This is a genomic window from Endozoicomonas sp. SESOKO3, assembly GCF_024606255.1.
Map to the genome: position 1 here is coordinate 1 of NZ_JAHHPR010000424.1, position 1,171 is coordinate 1,171.

2 protein-coding genes and 1 pseudogene are annotated in these 1,171 nt (G+C 51.5%); all 3 read right to left on the reverse strand.

The window, feature by feature from the left end; genetic code table 11:
* A pseudogene (locus KDK18_RS07295) lies at window positions 1-457 on the reverse strand (heme lyase NrfEFG subunit NrfE); the annotation flags it as partial.
* Window positions 454-990 (reverse strand): cytochrome c maturation protein CcmE, encoded by a 537-nt coding sequence (ccmE, locus tag KDK18_RS07300; RefSeq protein WP_257254226.1) that lies wholly within the window; start codon window positions 988-990, stop codon window positions 454-456. The gene ccmE and the pseudogene KDK18_RS07295, both read right to left, overlap by 4 nt.
* The coding region (locus tag KDK18_RS07305) for a hypothetical protein (protein ID WP_257254227.1) at window positions 987-1,171 on the reverse strand (185 nt) is incomplete at its 5' end. The genes KDK18_RS07305 and ccmE, both read right to left, overlap by 4 nt.

Here is a 1,171-nt window from a genome sequence, read left to right on the forward strand (position 1 = left end):
ATGGCAGAATACGAGCAAATGGGTTAGAAGTCAGCAGAATAAACAACAGAAAGCCAACGCTGATCATACCCATGACCGACAGAACTCTCGCAGACAGTTCCGGCGGCAATTTGTTGCTGCGCAGGGCAACCACCTGTCCCCAGCCCGTAAGAGTCAGAATCCAGAGCAGCAGAGAGCCTTCATGACCGCCCCAAACCGCAGTCACCTTGTAGTAAACAGGCAGCAGGGAGCTTGAATTGCTGGCAACGTACTGAACAGAGAAGTCATCCGAGACAAAAGCGAACACCAGACACATGAACGATAACAGGACAAAAACAAACTGCCCTGAAGCCAGCGTTTTACCAGTGGCCATCCAGTTCAGTCGACCATTGTAGCTACCCAGCAACGGAATAATGCTTTGCAGCAGTGCCAGACAGGTGGCCAGTATGAGGGCAAACAACCCCAGTTCAGGATTCATGACTGGCTCTCCGATGGTTGAGGCTGAGGGTTCTCTAAAGACTGTTGATTCTCTTTCTGGTACGACGGGGCGCCATTAGATTTATCTGACGGATTGCCTGACTTCGTACCATGAGCCTTGTCGATGGCCTTCTGTACTTCCGGAGGCATATAGTTTTCATCATGCTTGGCCAATAGCTCCTCGGCTACAAAACGACGGTTTTCATCCAGTTTTCCGGTTCCGACAATGCCCTGACCTTCTTTGAAAAGGTCCGGCAGGATTCCGGTATATTCCACTTCCACTTCACCATCGCCATCACTGATTCGGAAAGTGGCTTTCAGGCTATTCGGATCACGTTTGACCGTACCCGGAACCACGATACCGCCACCCCGGATCCTCTGACCAACGGGCGCTTCGCCAGTGGCCATCTGGGCTGGTGAGAAGTAATGGTTGATGTTTTCCTTCAGGGCAAACAGAGCAAGGGCCACAGCAATACCGACGCCGGCTACCAATAAAAGGATCAATAATAAGCGTTGTCTGCGAACCGGATTCATTCCACTTCCCCCTCCCGGGCACCCTGAGCTTTAATGTTGACGCTATCTTCCTGCTGACGGGCTATTGTTAGTTTTTGCTCTCTGTCAGCCCCGGAGCGTTGATTTTTGTTCCCGTTTGAGCTTTTACTGAGGCTGAGGCTCTTATCAACGCCAAGGTTCCAACCTCTGGATTGGCTGCTGC